The organism is Amycolatopsis solani, from assembly GCF_033441515.1.
GTDB lineage: Bacteria > Actinomycetota > Actinomycetes > Mycobacteriales > Pseudonocardiaceae > Amycolatopsis > Amycolatopsis solani.
This window is the reverse complement of the sequence record NZ_JAWQJT010000002.1, coordinates 418753-436901: the sequence shown is the minus strand read 5'-3', so window position 1 is coordinate 436901 and position 18149 is coordinate 418753. Positions and strand designations below refer to the sequence as shown.

Annotated in this window: 7 protein-coding genes; 2 read left to right on the top strand and 5 right to left on the bottom strand. The window is 73.4% G+C overall.

Translation table 11 applies throughout. The features are described 5' to 3' along the window. Positions 1–10: 10 nt before the first annotated feature. The gene (locus SD460_RS22675) at positions 11–2995 is read right to left on the bottom strand and encodes a type I polyketide synthase (RefSeq protein WP_318306702.1); all 2985 of its coding nucleotides are present in this window, start codon (positions 2993–2995) and stop codon (positions 11–13) included. After that, positions 2992–4812, bottom strand: coding sequence for an amino acid adenylation domain-containing protein (locus SD460_RS22670; RefSeq protein ID WP_318306701.1), 1821 nt, complete (start codon positions 4810–4812; stop codon positions 2992–2994). Before SD460_RS22670 ends, SD460_RS22675 begins: the two co-directional genes overlap by 4 nt. A gap of 431 nt (positions 4813–5243) precedes the next feature. On the opposite strand from SD460_RS22670, the gene SD460_RS22665 reads away from it, so the two are divergent. Beyond that, the gene (locus tag SD460_RS22665; protein WP_318306700.1) at positions 5244–6761 is read left to right on the top strand and encodes an AfsR/SARP family transcriptional regulator; all 1518 of its coding nucleotides are present in this window, start codon (positions 5244–5246) and stop codon (positions 6759–6761) included. A gap of 60 nt (positions 6762–6821) precedes the next feature. Here SD460_RS22665 and SD460_RS22660 read toward each other — a convergent pair whose 3' ends face one another. Both SD460_RS22660 and SD460_RS22655 read right to left on the bottom strand, forming a co-directional pair. Next, positions 6822–9863 carry a non-ribosomal peptide synthetase gene (locus SD460_RS22660; protein ID WP_318306699.1) on the bottom strand — a complete coding sequence of 1014 codons (3042 nt, stop codon included), beginning with the start codon at positions 9861–9863 and terminating at the stop codon, positions 6822–6824. Then, entirely contained in the window at positions 9860–12916 is a 3057-nt protein-coding gene (locus SD460_RS22655; RefSeq protein ID WP_318306698.1) for a non-ribosomal peptide synthetase, read from the bottom strand. The genes SD460_RS22660 and SD460_RS22655 overlap by 4 nt, the downstream gene beginning before the upstream one ends. 323 nt (positions 12917–13239) lie before the next feature. On the opposite strand from SD460_RS22655, the gene SD460_RS22650 reads away from it, so the two are divergent. Beyond that, positions 13240–16164, top strand: a complete 2925-nt coding sequence (locus tag SD460_RS22650; protein WP_290061004.1) for a DUF4214 domain-containing protein — start codon at positions 13240–13242, stop codon at positions 16162–16164. Positions 16165–16319: 155 nt separating this feature from the next. Here SD460_RS22650 and SD460_RS22645 read toward each other — a convergent pair whose 3' ends face one another. After that, a complete protein-coding gene (locus SD460_RS22645; protein WP_318306697.1) occupies positions 16320–18140 on the bottom strand; it encodes an AfsR/SARP family transcriptional regulator in 1821 nt (606 codons plus the stop codon). Positions 18141–18149 lie beyond the last annotated feature (9 nt).

Here is an 18149-nt window from a genome sequence, read left to right as displayed (position 1 = left end):
CCTGCTTCCGTCAGGCTTCCTCGCGGAGGCGGTCCTCGACTTCCGCGGGCGACATTTCCGCGATCTCCGCGATCAGGCGGGCCAGTTCCTCCGGATCCCGCTGGTCGTCCCCGCCGTCCGCGAAGCCGTTTTCTTCGGTGAGCGCGACGAGTTCCCCGGGCGTTTGCGCGACGTACAGCGCGTCTCCCGGCAGCTGCACGCCGGTCTCGTCGGCCAGCCGCGCGACGATCCGGGCGGCCAGCAGCGAGTGGCCGCCGAGCTCGAAGAAGTTGTCGTCGAGCCCGACCCGGTCCAGGCCGAGCAGGTCCTGCCAGGCGCGCAGGACGATCTCCGCCAGCCCGGCGGGCGCCACCTCGACGGCTTCGGCGCGGGGCGGCGGCTCGGGGGCGGGTGTCCCGGCCGGCTCGATCCAGTGCCGCCGTCGCTGGAAGGGGTAGGTCGGCAGCGGGACCCGCGACCACGGCCCCCGCCGCCACAGCGTCCAGTCCACCGGCGCGCCCGCCTCCCACAGGCGGCCGAGCGTCCGGGCCAGGTAGGCGGCGTCGTCGGCCTCGCGCTCCGGGCCGGGCAGGCCGCCGAGCGCGACCCGGTCGTCGCCGGTCTTGCCGGCGAGCGACCGCAGCGTGGCTCCCGGGCCGACTTCGAGCAGCACCGACGGCGGGCCGTCCAGCAGCCGCTGCAGCCCTTCGTGGAAGCGCACCGGGGCGAGCAGGTGCCGGACCCAGTACTCCGGGTCCCCGGCCTCTTCGGGGCGGATCCAGTCGCCGGTCAGGTTGGAGACGAACGGGATCTCCGGCGGCTTCGGCGCGGCCGCGCGCAGCTTCGGCCGGAACCGCTCGGCCACGCCCGCCATCATCGGCGAGTGGAACGCGTGGGACGTGCGCAGCCGGCGGCACGTGACGCCGTCCGCCCGCAGCCGCTCCTCCAGCGCCGCCACGGCGGCCACCGGGCCGGACACGGCGCAGAGCGCGGGCCCGTTCACCGCCGCGACCGCGAGGTCGCCGTCCAGCACCGGGAACACCTCGTCGGCCGGCAGGTTGACGCTCAGCATCGCGCCAGGCGGCTGCTCCTGCATCAGCCGGGCCCGCTCGGCGACGAGGTCGAGCGCGGTCCCGAACTCGAAGCAGCCCGCGAGGGTCGCGGCCACGTACTCCCCGACGCTGTGCCCGATCATCGCCGACGGCCCCAGCCCGAGCTCGGTCCACAGCCGCGCCAGCGCGTGTTCGACGGCGAAGAGCGCGGGCTGGGTGTAGGCGGTCCGGGCCAGCACCTTCGCGTTCTCGGCCGGGTCGCCGGCGTACAGCAAGCCGCGCAGATCGAAGTCCAGCCGCTCGTCCGCGGCGTCGATCCAGCCGCGGAACGTCTCCTCGGTCTCGTACAGCGCCCGGCCCATGCCGGCCCGTTGCGCGCCCTGCCCGGGGAACATGAAGACCACCCGGCGGTCGCGGGCGTCCACGGTCGCCGGGCGCACGGCGGCCAGCGCGTCGATCGCCGACCCGAGGTCCGGGACCGCCACCGCCACCCGGCGGCGCAGCGGCGTGCGGCCGCTCTGCAGCGTGGCGGCGATGTCGGCGAGTCCGGCGTCAGGCCGGTCCTCGAGGTGCTCCCGCAGGCGGGCGGCGAGGGCGAACAGCGGCTCGTCCTCGCGGGCGGACAGCGGCAGCACTTCGTACGCGCGGCCGCTCGGCGAGCCGGGCGCCGGGACCGGCGGCGCTTCCAGCACCATGTGCGCGTTCGTCCCGCCGATGCCGAAGGAGCTGATCGCCGCGCGCCGGTGCCCCTCCCACGGCACGGGTTCGGTGGACAGCCGGAACCGGCTGCCGTCGAGGTCGATGTCGGGGTTCGGCCGGGTGAAGTGCCTGCTCGGCGGCAGCACGCCGTGCTCCAGCGCCAGCACCGTCTTGATCAGGCCCGCGATGCCCGCCGCCCCGGAGAGGTGGCCGACCTGCGCCTTCAGGGTGCCGAGCGTGCACGGCGGGCCGTCGCCGCCGAACGCCTCGGTCAGCGCCTCGAACTCGATCGGGTCGCCGAGGGACGTGCCCGTCCCGTGCGTCTCCATGTAGGTGATGGTGCTCGGGTCCACCCCCGCGACGCGGTGCGCGGCGCGGATGACCCGCACCTGCCCGTCGACGCCGGGCGCGGTGAAGCTCATCCGCCGCGCGCCGTCGTTGTTGACCGCCGAGCCGAGGATGACGGCGTGGACCGTGTCGTGGTCGGCCAGCGCGTCCGCCAACGGCTTGAGGACGACCACGCCGACGCCGTTGCCGAAGACCGTCCCGTCGGCGCGGGCGTCGAAGGGCAGGCAGTGCCCGGTCGAGGAGAACACCGAACCGGTCGTGTACTCGTACCCCTCGTACTGGGGCACGTGGACGGTGACGCCGCCGGCCAGCGCCATTTCGCACTCGCCCGCGATCAGCGCCTGGCAGGCCATGTGCACGGAGACCAGGGAAGACGAGCAGGAAGCCTGCACGCTCAGGCTGGGCCCGCGCAGGTCGAGGTGGTAGGAGACGCGCGCCGCCAGCATGTCCTTTTCGGTGGCGAGCAGGAACTCCTGCGGGCTGGTGTGGTCCAGCGCCCCCGGCGTCTTCAGCACGTGCGAAAGCAGGTAGGCGTTCTGGCTGACGCTCGCGTAGACACCGACCGGCGCGCCTTCGGTGCGCGGCGCGTACCCCGCGTCTTCCATCGCGGCCCAGGCGCATTCGAGGAAGATGCGCTGCTGCGGATCGAGCAGGGCGGAGTCACGGGGCGTGTACCCGAAGAGCCCGTTGTCGAAGTGCTCGACGCCGTCGAGCACGCCGTGGACGTGCCGGTAGCCGGGACGCCGGGCCACGTCCGGCGCCACCCCGGCGGCGATCGCCTCGTCGGCGGTGAACGCCGTGGTCTGCTCGCCGCCGTCGAGCACGTTTTCCCAGAACCGCCCGACGGAATCCGCGCCGGGGAAGCGGCCCGCCATGCCCACCACGGCGATCTCGAGCCCGGTCGGCTCCCCCGTCATCGCTCGCCCCCGCTCATGGCGGCGCGGCGGCGGTCGCGCGCGGCCGCGGTCAGCCGGCTGCGGCCGCGGCCGTCGCCGGGCTCCGCCGCCGGGGCGTCGGCCGCTTCGAGGTGCTGCACCAGCAGGTGCACGGTGGGGTTGCGGAAGAGCGTGACCATCGAGATCTCCCGTTCCAAGGTCTGGACCAGCCGGGCCCGCAGCCGCATCAGCAGCAGCGAAGTGCCGCCGATGTCGAAGAAGTTGTCGTGCGGGCCCACGTTGTCGTGGCCGAGGACCGCGGCCCAGGCGGCGGCGACCTGCTCGGCCGGGCCGGTGCCGGGCGCGATCCGGTCCGCCGCCCGCCCGGCGAACGGATCCGGGAGCGCGGCCCGGTCGATCTTGCCGTTCCCGTTCAGCGGCAACGCGTCCAGCACGACGATGGCCGACGGGACCATGTGCTCGGGCAGCAGGTCCGCGGCGAACGCTCGTAATTCCGTTGCTGTGACATCGGATCCCGTCACGTAACCCGCCAGCCGTCGTTCGCCGCCGCTGCCGTGCGGCACGACGACCGCCTGCCCCACGCCGGGGTGGCGGTCCAGGACCGCGGCGACCTCGCCGGGTTCGACGCGGTAGCCCATGATCTTGACCTGGTCGTCGCCGCGCCCGACGAACTCCAGGTCCCCGCCGGGCAGCCGCCGCACCAGGTCACCGGTCTCGTACACCCGCTCCCCGCCGGGGCCGGGCGTGAACGCGGCGGCGGTGGCGGCGGGCGCGCCGAGGTAACCGCGGGCCAGGTTGCCGCCGGTGATGCCGAGCGTCCCGGTGACGCCGTCGGGCACCGGCTCGTGGTCCGGCCCGAGGACGTGCACGCGCACCCCGCGGAACGGGCGGCCGAGCGGGATCGTCTCGGGCACCTCCTCCGGTACCGGGTAAGCGAGCATCGAGACCGTGGTTTCGGTGGGCCCGTAGTGGTTTTCCACGGCCAGGTCCGGCCGGGCGGCCCGGACGCGGCGCACCAGGCCGGGCGTCAGCGGTTCGCCCGCGCAGATCAGCAGGCGCCGCGGCAGCACCCCGGCGACGGCGGCGCCGTCCACGCCGGCCAGTGCGGCGAGGTGGCTCGGGACGAGCTTCACCGCGTCGATCCGGTGGCGCGCGAAGTAGTCCGCGAGCGCCTGGGCGTCGACCGCTTGTTCGCGGGAGAGCACGTGCAGCCGGCCGCCGGTGGTCAGCGCGCCGAAGACGTTGGTGCTGCCCAGGTCCGCGGAGAACGTCGACAGCAGCGCCCACGACCACCCCGGCTCGATCCGCTCGGCGAGCCCGTCCAGGTAGTGGACGTACTGGCGGTGCTCGACGGCGACGGCCTTGGGCGTGCCGGTCGAACCCGACGTGAAAAGCACGTAGCACAACGCCGACCCCGGGGTGGGCGGCCGGGCCGGCCCCGGTTCACCGCCGTCCTCCCCCAGTACGACGACGGGCCGCCCGGCGACCCGGTCCGCCAGCTCCGGCGTCGTCACGACGGCGACCGCGCCCGCGGCGGAAAGCAAGGCGGCGAGCCGGGATCCGGGCAGTTCGGGGTCGAGCGGGAGGTAGGCACCGCCCGCCCGCAGGATGCCCAGCATGCCCGCGATCATCGCCGCCGACCGGGGCACCAGGAGACCCACCGGGCGATCCGGTCCGGCGCCGAGTGCCGCGAGCCGCACGGCCACCTGCTCCGCCCGGTGCTCCAGTTCGGCGTAGGTGAGGTCGCCGTCCGGCCCGGTGACCGCGATCTTCGACGGGGCCGCCCGCGTCTGCGCGGCGATCAGTTCGTGCAGCGTCGTTCCTTCGGTGGCTCCCATGAACGCAATCGTCGTGTCGCACACTGACTCTGCGCTGAACCGGAGGCGACCCGCAGCGCACTGGGATGATCGGGCGACGGTGCGTTCCTTCGGGTGAAGATCGTTTTCGCCGCGGTAACAGTGTGGAATATGGAACCGGTCACGCGACCGGAATCCCGTACTGTGCTGAGGAGAACGATCTCAGTGACGAGATCACGGCGTTCCGCTACAGTGGCCCGGAGCTGCCCGCGGGCACGCCGGCACCGAACCGGGGACTGGTGCCACCACGGGACTTCTGGGGGTTGATCATCATCATGCGCTTTTCCAGTGCCTTGTGGCGAACCGAGAAACGGCAGCGTGCGTAACCGCCGGAAATCCGCGGGGACGACGGCGCACCACCGCTTCGCACGACACCGGAATCCGGGTCCGTGCCGGCCGAAACAGGGAGACTGATGACCGTTCACGTACTGGGCCCCGTCGAGATCACCAAGCATGGCGCACCAGTTCCGGTCAGACGGCGGAAACAACGCCTGCTCATCGCCCTCCTCGCCACCCGGGCCAACCAGCTCGTCCCGCTGTCGCGCATCATCGACGTGCTGTGGGAGCAGGAAGTCCCGAAGGCGGCGCGCAACCAGGTCCACGTGCACGTCGCGGCCGTGCGGCGCGCCCTCACCGCGAGCGACGGGGACCCGGCGGCGGTGGAAACCTGCCCCACCGGCTACGTGCTGCACGCGCCACCCGCCGACGTCGACCTCGTGCGGTTCGACAACGCCGTGTCCCGAGGGGAAAGCGAGCTTTCCGCCGGCCGCCTGACCGAGGCAGACCGGCTGTTCCGCACCGCGCTGGCGGCCTGGCGCGGCACCCCGCTCGACGGGCTGGAGGGCCGGTTCGCGCACGCCGAATCGGCGCGCCTGGAGCAACGGCGGCTCCGCGTGCACGAACACCAGCTGGACATCGGCCTGACGCTGGGGCGGTTCGCCGACCTCGTCCCGGAACTGGCCGGGCTGCTGACGACGAATCCGTTGCACGAAGGCTTCCGCCGCCGTTACATGCTCGCGCTCTACGGTGCGGGCCGGTCCGCCGACGCGCTCGCGGCGTTCCGCGACGGCCGCCGCGTGCTCGGCGACGAGCTGGGCATCGAGCCGACCCGCGAACTACGGGACACCGAGGTCGCGATCCTGCGGGCCACCCCGGTCGAGGAGCTGGTGGGCGAGCTGCTGCCGCCCGCCCGCCGGGGCGAAAGACCCGACTGGGGGCCGCGGCCCCGGCCGCAGCAACTTCCCGCGCAGGCCAACCACTTCGTCGGCCGCACGCAGGTGCTGGCCCGGCTCGACGACGTGGCGGGCCGTCGCCGCAGCCCGGTGCTGGTGACCGGGCCCGGCGGCATCGGGAAGACGGCGGTGTGCACGCGCTGGGCGCACGCCAACGCCGCCGAATTCCCCGACGGCGCCCTGTACATCGACCTGCGCGGATCCGGCCCGACGCCGGTCGAGCCCGCCGACGCGCTCGGCCGGTTCCTGCGCGCGCTCGGCACCCCGGCGGACCGGATTCCCGGTGACGTCAACGAAGCGGCCGCCGACTTCCGTTCGCTGCTCGCCTCGACCCGCACGCTGATCCTGCTCGACGACGCGGCTTCGGCGGCACAGGTGCGGCCGCTGCTGCCGGGCACGCCGTCGTGCCGGGCCGTCGTGACCAGCCGCCACCGCCTCGACGAGCTGACGGTCCGCGACGGCGTCGAGCCCATCCGGCTCGACGCGCTTTCCGCCACGGAGGCGGGCGACCTGCTCGCCGCGATCGCCGGACGGCGCCGGCTGCACAACGAGCCGACCGGGACCATCGCCCGGCTGGCGGCCGCCTGCGAGTACCGCCCGACCGCGTTGCGCGGAGTCGCCCTCCAGCTCGCCGAACGGCCCGAGCTGCGCATCGCCGGCTACCTCCGTGAACTGCTCGCCGCCCCCAGCTTCCCCTGACGGCCCGGCCGCGTGCCGTGAATGACTCATTCATGTCGCCTGACGACATGAATGAGTCATTCACTGCGTCTGACCGGGGTTCCCGTCGGGGTCGGCCACGATCCGCCCGAGTGCCGCGAACAGCAGCCCGGACGCCGTCTCCGCCAGCGCGGCGCCGCCGTGGCCCGCGGCGACGCGCACGGACAGGTCCCACTCCGGGGCCGCCGGCCGCCGCGCGATCGTCAGCGAAAGCGGGAACCCGTTGCGGTCGCCGAACCACCACTCGTGCGCGCGGATCGCCCGGACGCCGTCGACGCCGTCGTAGGCGCGGAAGTCGGCGTAGTTGAACAGTGCCGACGGCGGGCCGAACCCGGTCACCGCGCGGAGTTCGCCCGGCGGGAAGTGCCGGTGCGGCAGGTGCGCCCGCTCGGCTTCGAACGCGGCGCGCACCAGCGAGCGCCACGAACCGGCCGGCAGTTCCAGCCGCAGCGGGAGGGTGTTGACGAACATGCCGACCACGGCTTCGGCGCCGCTGTGCTCCGGACGGCCGTTCGTCACCAGCCCGGTGACCACGTCGGTGGTCCCGGTGAGCTCGCCGAGCACGCTGAGGTGGGCGGCGAGGTACACGGACTTCGGCGGCACGCCGGTCTTGACCGCGAGCCGGCGCACCTGCGCGACCAGTGATGCCGCCAGCGGTACGGTCAGGACCGCTTCCCCGTCCGCCACCCCGTTCGTCCACAGTGGAGCGGGCCGGTAGCCGTCGAGCAGGCTCTTCCAGTAGGCGGCCGTCTCCGGGTCGGCGGCCGCTTTCCTTTCCAGCGCCACGAAGTCGCGGTAGCGCGCCACGGGCGGAGCGGCGATCGGCGCGCTCCCGCCGAGTTCGTGGTCGTAGGCTTGGAGCAGGTCGGCCAGCACCACGGCGAAGCTCCACCCGTCGACCACCGAGTGGTGCACCGAGACCGCGAGGTGCCAGGTGCCGTCCGGGTGGCGCAGCACGTGGCACCGGGCGAGCGGCGCCTCGGCCAGGTCGAACGCCCGCTGCCACTGCCCCGCCCACCACAGCTTGAGCGCTTCGGCGGGATCGGCCGCGGCGGGGGCGTCGAGCACGGTCAGCGGGATCGGCGCGGCGGCGTGCACCTGCTGCATCGGCTCCGGGTGGCCGACCAGGTCGAAGGACGTGCGCAGCAGTTCGTGGCGGGCGGAAACCGCGTCCAGGGCGCGGCGCACCGCGTCTTCGTCGAGTGGCCCCGACAGCCGCACCGCGCTGACGTCGTGGTACAGCGTGGGATCTTCGGTGATCTCGCATTCGTAGATCAGCCCGACCTGCAGGAGCGCGGCCGGGTAGACGTGCTCGTCGGGCGTCGCTTCCGTGACGCTCTCGGCACCGCCCTCCAGTCCGGCCGCGACCAGCCCGGCGATCGTCGGGTGCTGGAACACGCCGTGCACGCTGAGCGCGATGTCCGCCTCGCGGGCCTTCGAGACGACGCGGATCGCGGTCATGGAATCGCCGCCGAGCGCGAAGAAGTCGTCGTCCGGCCCGACGCGGTCGACGCCGAGCACGCCCGCCCAGATCCCGGCCAGCACCTCGGCCGGATCACCGGTGACGTCCACCGTGGACTCCCGGTGGTCCGCGCGGCGGTCGCGCAGGGCCGCGCGGTCGAGCTTTCCGTTCGCGGTCAAGGGGAGCGCGTCGAGACCGGTGAGAGTGGACGGCACCAGGTGCGCGGGCAGCGTCCCGGCCAGCGCCGCCCGCACCTCGCGGGGGTCGGCCGCGGCGACCACGAACCCGGCCAGGTGCGCTTCGCCGTCCTGGTCGTGCCGGAGGACGACGGCGGCGGCGCTCACCCCGGGCAGCGCGGTGAGCGCGGCTTCGATTTCCGCGGGCTCGACCCGGAAACCGCGGAACTGGACCTGGTCGTCGACGCGGCCGAGGAACGTCAGCTCGCCGTCGCGCACGGCCGCGAGGTCGCCGGTGCGGTACCGGCGCGCGCCCGGCGGGCCGGCCGGATCGGGCACGAACCGGAGCGCGGTCAGCCCGGGCCGCCCGAGGTAGCCGCCCGCGACGCCGGCGCCGCCGACGTACACCTCCCCGGGCTCGCCCGGGGGCACGGGACGGAGGTCCGCGTCGAGGAGGCAGACCCGGAGGTCGTCGAGCGGCGCCCCGATCGGGCTGCCCGGACCGGTCGTGTCCTCGCGGGTGAGCGGCCGCGCGGTGACGTGCACCGTGGTTTCGGTGATGCCGTACATGTTGACCAGCCGCGGCGCGCGGTCGCCGTAGCGGTCGAACCACGGCACCAGCGCGGCCGGTCGGAGGGCCTCGCCGCCGAAGACGACCAGCCGCAGCGCGGTGTCCGGCCAGCCGGCCGCCGCGGCGGCGCGGCTCAGCTGCCGGAAGGCCGACGGGGTCTGGCTCAGCACGGTGACCCGCTGCTCGACCAGCAGCCGCCAGAACGCCTCGGGGTCGCGGCTGACCTCGTAGGGCACCACGACGACGCGGCCACCGTGCAGCAACGCGCCCCACAATTCCCACACGGAGAAGTCGAACGCGTAGGAGTGGAACAGCGTCCAGGTGTCGTTTTCGGAGACGCCGAACTCCGCGCGGGTCACCTCGAACAACCGCGTCACGTTGGCGTGGCTGACGACGACGCCCTTGGGCTTGCCGGTGGAGCCGGAGGTGTGGATGACGTACGCGGTGTTGCCCGGCCGGGCGGCCGCCGCCACCGGCTCCGCTTCCGTGGCGGCGGGGTCGTCGACGGCGACGAACGGCACGCCGGGCACCCGATCGGCGAACCGGCGCTGCCCGACGACGACCGGGCAGCGGCAGTCGGCGAGGACGAAGCCGAGCCGGTCGGCCGGGTACCGCGGATCGAGCGGCACGTAGCCACCACCCGCCTTGAGCACCGCGAGGATCGCGACGACCAGGTCGGTGTCCCGGTCGGCGCACACGCCCACGAGCACCTCGGGCCCCACGCCGGCCGCGCGCAACCGGCTCGCGAGCCGGTCCGCCGCCTCGTCGAGCTCGCGGTAGGTCAGCTCGCGCCGCCCGTCACCGACCGCGATCCGGTCCGGGGTGCGCCGGGCTTGGGCGGCGAACAGCTCGTGCAGGCAGCTGCTGGTGGTCATCGGACCGGTGCCCCTTCTGCCGGATCCACGCTCGCCGGTGCGGTGCTGAACACCGGCGTCCGGGGATCGGCGGCCAGTTCGTCGAGTGCCCGCAGGCAGTCGTCCAGGAGGTGCTCCGCGCTGTCGCGGTCGAAGAGGCCGGTGGCGTACTCGAGCTCGAGCACGAGCCGGTCCGGCCGCCGGTAGGCCTGCAGGTTGAGGTCGTAGCGGGTGGTCCCGGGGTTGACCAGCTCGGCCGAGACTTCGAGGCCGCCGGCGGCGAACTCGTAGAACTCCAGGTCCTGGTAGGCGAAAACGGCGTCGAAGAGCGCGTTGCGGGCGGGGTCGCGCGCGACGCCCAGCCGCTTCGCCAGCCGCTCGGCCGGGTGGTCGGGATGGGACAGTGCGGCGCCGCGGCGGTCGTCGAGGTCCCGGAGCAGCTCGCCGAGGTCGCTTCCGGGCTCAGGTTTCGCCCGCAGGCCCACGACGTTCGCGAACATGCCGACCACCCGGTCCAGGTCGGGGTGGGCGGTGCGGCCGCTCGTCGGGGTGCCGACGACGAAGTCGTGCTGCCCGGTGCGCCGGGCGAGCGCCGCCACGTACGCGGTGAGAACGGCGGTGAACGGGGTCGTGCCGGCCTGCCGCGCGACCTCCTCGACGCGGGCGAGCCCGGCGGCGGGCAGCTCCCGGCGGGCCACCGCGCCCCGCGTCGCCCGCTGGGTGCCGCGCGGCCGGTCGAGCGCCAGGTCGGCGGTGGGCGGCCCGGCGAGTTCGGCGAGCCAGAAGGCTTCGGCCGCCGGGTCGTCGCCGCGGTCGTGGCACCACCGCGCGGCCCCGGCGAAGCTCGGCGCCGGGGCGAGCTCGGCACCCAGGTACAGGGCGAGCAGGTCGGCGACCAGAACCCGCAGCGAGAGGCCGTCGAGCACGATGTGGTGGGTGTCCAGGTAGAGGTCGTGGGCGCCGGGACCGGCCGGGACCAGCAGCGCGCGCAGCAGCGGCGGCCGGTCCAGCCGGAACGGGCGCACGAACCGGCCGAGCACGTCCGGCACCGGCGCGTCGAGCACCTCGAAGCCGACCTCGGTGCCGGCGTCGGCGACCTGGCGCACCCCGCCCTCGGCGAGCACGAAGCTCATCCGCAGGGCGTCGTGCCGGGCGGCCAGCTCCCGCACGGCCTGCCGCAGCCGAGCCGGGTCGACGGGTCCGCGCAGCCGCAGCCGCACCGGCACGTTGTAGACCACGGAGTCCGGATCGGCCGCCCAGTGCGCGTAGAGCGCGAGCTGACTCGGGTGCAGCGGCACCCGGGTGCCCGGCGCCGGCTCGGGGATCGGCGGCGCGTGCCCGGTGGCCGCGCCGGCCAGAGCCGCGGTCATCCCGGTGAGCGTGCGGGCGCGCAGCGCTTCGGCGTACCCCAGCCGGACACCGAGCCGCCGGTCCAGCTTGCCCAGCAGCGCCCCGAGTTTCAGCGAGCTGCCGCCGATGGCCAGGAAGTCCTCGCCCGGGCCGATGGTGTCCGCCGGCAGGCCGAGCACCTCGCCCCACAGCTCGGCGAGCCGTCCCTCCGCGTCGGTGTGCCGTACCTTGGCCCGGGCCGCACCGGGCGCGGGCAGCCCGGCCGCGTCGACCTTCCCGTTGGCGTTCAACGGAAGCCGGTCCAGCCAGACGAACTGGTCGGGCACCAGGTAGTCCGGCAGCACGGCCGAGAGCTCCGCCCGGACGGCCGCCTCGTCGGTGTCCGGCGCGACGAGGTAGGCGACGAGCCGCTTGTCCTGCACGGTGTCCCCGACCGGGCGCGCGTAGGCGTCGCGGACTCCCGGCACCGCGTACAGGGCCGTGGTCACCTCGGCGATTTCGATGCGGTGGCCGCGGATCTTCACCTGCCCGTCGACCCGGCCGTGGAAGTGCAGCAGGCCGTCGGCGTCCTGGTGCGCCTGGTCGCCGGTGCGGTAGTACCGCTCGCCGCCGACGTCGATGAAGCGTTCGGCGGTGAGGTCCGGCCGGTTGAGGTAGCCGCGCGCGACCCCGGACCCGCCGGTGCAGAGCTCGCCGAGCACGCCGGGCGCCACCGGCGTGCCGTGTTCGTCGAGCACGAGCACGGTGGTGCCGCCGAGCGGCTTGCCGATGGGGACCGGACCGTCGGGTTCGGCGTCGATGGGGTGGACGCTGGTGAAGATGGTGTTCTCGGTCGGCCCGTAAGCGGCGTGGAGAGCCAAGCCCGGGGAGTGCGCGCGCACGAGTTCGAGGTGCCGCGGCGACACGACGTCCCCGCCGGTGAACAGCTTCCCCAGCGGCGCGAAGATCGCCGGTTCGTCGTCGACGAGCTGGTTGAACAACGCCGAAGTCACGAACGCCCAGGTGACCCGGTGCTCCCGCAGCGCGGCGGCGAACCGCACCGGCACGACGACGGTCGCCGGGTCGACGACGCACAACCGGGCCCCGTTGAGCAGCGCGCCCCAGATCTCCATGGTCGCGGCGTCGAACTCGAGCGGGCTGGCGTGCAGGACGTGGTCGTCGGGCGATAAGGCGAGGAAACGCGGTTCGCGGACGACCCGGAAGATCCCGGCGTGCTCGATGAGCACACCCTTGGGTTTCCCGGTGCTCCCGGAGGTGAAGAGCACGTGCGCGAGCGGCGACCGGTCGTCCAGCGGCGGCGGCGGCGGGGTGACGCTGCCGGTCCCGCTCCCCCACGCCTCGAGCCGGGCGAGCCCGACGACCTCGACCCCTTCCGGCGCGGCGGCCGCGATGAGACCGGTGTCGGCGGCCACGACGATCCCGACGTCGTTGTCCGCGAGCAGTTCCCCGATCCGCCGCCCGGGCGTGGCCGGGCTGACGGGCACGTAGGCGCCCCCGGCGAGGGTGATCCCGACCGCGGCGACGACGGCGTCCACCCCACGGGGAAAGGCCATGCCGACCAGGGTTTCCCGCTCCACCCCCAGCCGCTGCAGCCCGGCGGCCACGGCGATCGCCCTGGCCGCCAGCTCCCGGTAGGTGAGCGTGCTTTCACCGCAGACCGCGACGGCATCGGGCCGCCGCCGGACTTGGTCGAGGAAGCATTCGTCGAGACGGAGCGAACCCACGGACCCCCCTGACTCCGGCATGCCCGAAGTATCGGGAGGCGGTGGCAGCGGATCCCTGAACACGCCGCTGAACGCGGCTTTCCTCAGCGGCGTGTTCAGCGGCGGCGGGCTCGGTTCGTCTCCCGGGCGACCGCCGCGCGGGGGTAGCCGCGGGAAGTCCGCGACCCTCAATTCTTCACCCGCGACCAACACCAACTCGGCCGCAATTGTGATCGATTTACCGCCGCTCAAATTCCCGCCGCAAGAATCATGAAACGTTTGCCCTGATCAAGTGGACTACGTAGGTACGCACAGGCAGTCCTTCGGCCAAGGAGGAATTGACCATGGCATTCGACGATTCTCCCGACGTCCACACCGAACGTGACGAGGAAGGGCACGTCCGAGTTCTCCAGCACCGTGCAGAACCGTTCACTGCGGGAGCCGCCCGGCTGGGCGCGCCCTCCGCGCGCGAACTCGCCGACGAATACGTGCGGCAGGTGGCCGACTTGTACGACATAACCCCGGACGAGATCGCGGACCTGCAGCGCACGGCTCTCGCCGAGCCGGCGGAAGAGGGGCCGCGACTGACCTTCAGCGAAGAGAAGGCCGCCCTGGACATGACGGTCGTCTCCTACGCCCAGACCTTCCTGGGGTTGCCGGTGTGGCAGGCAGCTCTCGAAGTCCGGTTGTACGGCGAACCCCTGCGCGTAGCAAGTTCAGACAGCGTGCTCCACTACGATCTCGATGCCGTACTGCCTGCCGGCGACTCACCGGCCGACTGGGGCGACCGCAAAACGGTCTCCCGCGCGCTGGGTCTGGACGAGGAAACCGCCGGCCGGCTCTCGATCAACGGAACCCGGCTACTCGTCTACCGGTACGTGCCCGAAGACCGGTCGGACTCCACCGCCGGCGGGGAACCGGGCCTCGACGGCGGACCGCCGACGCTGCCCTTGCCGACCGTGCCGCCCACGATCGTGGCCAAGCGCCACTACGTCGTCCACGAGGTGCTCTTCAGCTTGCCCCTACCGGGATGGGAAGAGCTGCACTGGCGGGCTTTCGTCGAACCCGGGACGAGCACGGTGCTGTACCTCCGAGCGCTCGCCGCGTCCGCCACCGGGTGCGTGTTCGTCACGGATCCGGTCAGCGCGTCCGGGGTCGCGCTCACTGGGTGTTCCCCGGCCGCGACGCTCGATCCGCTGCGCGCAACCGTGGCGCTGCCAGGTCTCGACCCACCGGCATCAGGCGTGCAGGCACTGCGGGGAACCTACGTGGCGCTCACCGACACCGATGCGCCGGCCGTGGCGGCACCGACCACCACCGACCCCTTCTCGTTCTGCTATTCGGCAGTCACCAACGACTTCGCCGCCGTCAATGCGTACTACCACTACGACGGCGCCTACCGCCTGCTGGAAAGCATGGGCTTCGACATCAAGAGCTACTTCGACGGCACCGCCTTTCCCGTCCCGGTCGACCATCAAGGTTTCGGCACGTCGGTAAACGCACAAGCGGCGGGGAACCCGTCCGGCACCGGGATGGGAAGGTTCCGCAACGGCCTGGCGACGGCGGGCTGCTCGGTCGGCATCGCCGCCGACGCGCGGGTCGTGCTCCACGAATTCGGGCACGCGCTCCTCTGGGACCACGTCGGCTCGCCCAACTTCGGGTGGTGCCACAGCGCCGGTGACGCGCTGGCGGCCATCCTCCACGATCCGAGTTCGCAGGCACCGGACCGGTTCGCGACTTTCCCTTACATCGGGCTGGACCGTCGGCACGATCGTGCCCTGGCCGCGGGTTTCGCTTGGGGCGGGAACCGTGACGACAGGCAATACGGCAGTGAACAGATCCTCTCGACGACGCTGTTCCGGGTCTACCGCAGCGCAGGCGGTGACGACGCGGACGTCACGATCAAGCGATTCGCCGCGCGTTATCTCGCCTTCCTGATCGTCAAAGCGATCGGAGCGCTGACCGTCACGACCAACGACCCGCGGGTATACGTATCCGCCCTGATTGACGCCGACGTCAGTACGGCCGACTTCGAAGGGCACCGCGGCGGTGCCTGGCACAAGGCGCTTCGCTGGAGTTTCGAGCGTCAGGGGCTGTACCAGCCTGCCGGGGCCCCGAGGCCGGTCACCCAGCCGGGAGCGCCGCCCGCGGTCGACGTGTACATCGACGACGGGCGAGCCGGGGCCTACCTGCCGTACCAGGACAACCTCTTCGCCTGCCCCGACATCTGGAACCGCCGCGCCCCCGACGGCGGAACCGCGCACCAGGAGCCGACCGTCGGCTGGACGAACTACACGTACGTCCGGGTGAAGAACCGGGGCACGCAGGCCGCTACCGATGTCGGCGTCGAACTGTTCCAAGCCGACCCGGCGGCCGGCCTCGCCTGGCCGACCGGCTGGATCGCGACCACGACCGCCCGGTCGAGTGTCCCGACCCCCCTGGCACCGAACGGAGACGCCGTGGTCGGTCCGTTCGCCTGGACACCCCGCACCGCAGGCGACGAGCGGCTGCTCGCCAGTGCCTCCGCACCGGGTGACCCGAGCAACGCGGACACGGTGAGCGGCGTTCTTCCGGTGCGGCGCTTGGTGCCGCTCGACAACAACCTCGCCATGCGATCGGTGTCGCCCACCTTCGACGTAATCGGTGAGGTGCGGTGGGTCACAGGCCTCTACGAGAACTTGCTCTCCCGGGAACCGGATCAGCCCGGCGGACTCGACTACTGGGTCGTCGCCCGGCTGACCGGCACGTCCCCGTCGGCCGTGGTGACGGGGTTCCTGAGATCCGAAGAGTACGACGCCGCGCTTGTCACGTCGTTCTACGCCAAGTTCCTCGACCGGGTGCCCGACCCGCAGGGCCACCGCCACTGGGTCGACCAGCTGCGGGCAGGAACGCCCCGGCACGCGGTGATCGTCGGATTCCTGGACAGCCCCGAATTCAAAACAAACAACACACCGCCGGACAACTTCGTCGAGGCACTCTACGTCAGGCTGCTCGCTCGGGCGTCGGACCCCGCGGGCAAGCAGTACTGGGTGGGTCGCCTGGCCGCCGGCACACCCACCGCCAACGTGATCCTCGGGTTCCTGATGTCCGACGAATACTGCACGCGGGAGATCACCGGCCTGTACCAATCGTTCCTCGGCCGAGCACCGGACCCGGACGGGCTCGCGGCCTGGGTCGGTGCCATGGCAACGGGTACCCCGTTCCAAGAGATCCAGACCGGGTTCCTGATCTCCGACGAGTACCGGACCCGCCGCCGGGCAACGCCGTAGCGCGCCCGGATGCCGCCGATCGCCATGGATCGAGCACTGCTCCGGTGCTGTCGGCGGCCTCCCGCACGCCGCACCGGGATCGGAAACCGTGGATCCGCGTCGAATGCGGATTCGACCACATTTGAAGATCGAAGGCCGGGTCCGGCGGATGCGGTTCACGCCGTCCGGCGGTCCGGTGCCGGGCCGGGCCGCCGGGCGGCGCGCTCCCGGAGCCGCTCGCCCGGCGGAAGCACCGCCCGCCCCTGCTCGCGGGCGAACAACCGCACCAGCCCCGGCACCGTGAACCGGCCCGGTGTCCTCTCTTCGACCCAGTGCGCGTCCAGGAGCCGTTCCACCACCCGCTCGGTGCCGGCGGGGGAAAGCCCCAAGGCCGCCGCGGCATCGTCGAGGTCGAGCTCGGCCGCCGGCAGCGACCCGAACACGCACAACGCCCGCGCCGCGGCCCGGTCCGCCGGGTCGTCGCTGCCGCTCAACACGGCGTAGCCTGCCCGGTAACTCGCCCGCGGGCCGAGGTCGCCCACGGTCAGTTCGGTCAGCCGGTGCCGTTCGTCGCCGAGCCGGGAGAGCAGGCACCGCACGGTCCAGCCCGGCCGGGCGTTCAGCCTCGCCGCCGCGGCGCGCAGGGCGAGTGGCAGGTGGTCGCACAGCGCCGCGACGGACCGGGCCGCGCGCGGGTCCACCGGGACGCGGTTGCCGGCGACCAGGTCCGCGAGCATCGCGACGGCCGCGTCCGGGGAAAGGCCGCCCAGCGGCTGCTGCGTGGCGCCGTCGAGGGCGGCCAGCCGGCTTCGGCTCGTCACCAGCACCGCGCTGCCGGGGCCGCCGGGCAGCAGCGGTCGGACCTGCGCCGCGGTGACGGCGTTGTCCAGCAGCACCAGCAGCCGTCGGTCGGCGGCCACCGTGCGGAACAGCGCGACCGCCTCCCCGGGGTCGGGCGGGACCTGCGCGACGCCCAGGCCACGGAGCAGGCGGTGCAGTGCTTCCTCGACCGGCAGCGGTGCGGGGCCGGCGAGGTCCACGTACAGCTGCCCGTCGGGGAATGCCGCCGCCAGCCGGCGGGCCGCGCGCACGGCCAGTGCCGACTTGCCCGCGCCGGGCGCGCCGTGGACGACGACCACCGGACCTCGTGCCTGCAGCGTCGCGCGCAGCGCGGCGAGCTCGGCGTCGCGGCCGACGAGCGTCCCCGTGTCGCGCGGGAGCTGCCGGGGTGCGCGAGCGGACGCGGTCACCGTCGCGCGCAGGCACGGGTCGCCGTCGAGGATGCGCCGGTGCAGCTCACGGAGTTCGGCGCCCGGCTCGACGCCCAGCTCGTCGGCCAGCGCGCGGTGGATCCGCCGGTAGTGCGAGAGCGCGTCGGCCCGGCGGCCGCAGCGGTACAGCGCCAGCATGAGCTGACCGGCCGGCCGTTCGCGTAGCGGGTTAGCGGCGACGAACTCGGCCAGCTCGGTGCGGACGTCGGCGTCCCGGCCGGCCACCAGCGCGGCCTCGAACCGCTCCTCGAGCGTGCCCCGCCGCCACTCGGTCAGCCAGGTCGCCGCGGCGTCGACGGCGCCCGTCCGCGGCACGTCCGCGAACGGCTCCCCGCGCCAGAGCCGGTGCCCGCAGCGGAACAACTCCGCGCCCCGGCCGGGTTCGCCGCCCCGCGTGGCCGTCCGCGCGGCGGTGACGAGCCGGTCGAACCGGTGCAGGTCCAGCTCCTCCTCCTCGACCCGCAGCAGATAACCGGGTTTGCGCGTCACCACCCGGTCCGCGCCGCTCGGCCCGGACCGCAGCGCACGGCGCAACCGCGACACATAACCCCGCACCAGCGCTCGCGCGTCCGGCGGCGGCCGGTGCGGCCACAGCTCGTCCACGAACTGTTCCACCGGCACGAGATCACCCGGACGGACGAGCAGGATCGCGCACACCGCCCGGATCCTCGGCGGGCCGACCGCCACGACCGCGCCCCGGTCGCGCACTTCCAACGGACCCAGCACCCCGAATTC